Consider the following 329-nt stretch of genomic DNA (forward strand, 5'->3'; position numbering starts at 1 on the left):
CACCAGACGGTCCGAACGACCCGTCGACACCGCACCCCGCGTCACACACCACAGCGGAGCAGCAACACCACAGTCGCCCAGCGCCTGCACCAGCGCCAAGGTCCCACCGAGCCCGGCAGACACACCCGACTCAACCACGGTCCGGTCCAGCGCCAGCAGCGACAGCACACCGGAGACCGGCGAGCCGTCCGCGAGCGCCTGCCGGAGCGACTCCGCCACCGCGCCGCGAGCGGCGCCGTCCAGCTCGACCCGGCGGACGTCCACGCCACGACCGGCCAGCATCCGAACCGTGCCCAGCACCGCCGCGTCCTCTGCGCACCCGGCGGGGA

Annotated in this window: 1 protein-coding gene; it reads right to left on the reverse strand. The window is 74.2% G+C overall.

Translation table 11 applies throughout. The features are described 5' to 3' along the window. On the reverse strand, nucleotides 1–300 hold a 300-nt coding region (locus tag UK12_RS34455), incomplete at its 3' end, for a hypothetical protein (protein WP_156179154.1). Between the last annotated feature and the right edge of the window lie 29 nt (nucleotides 301–329).

Origin of the sequence: Saccharothrix sp. ST-888, assembly GCF_000955975.1 — a bacterium.
Lineage (GTDB): Bacteria > Actinomycetota > Actinomycetes > Streptomycetales > Streptomycetaceae > Kitasatospora.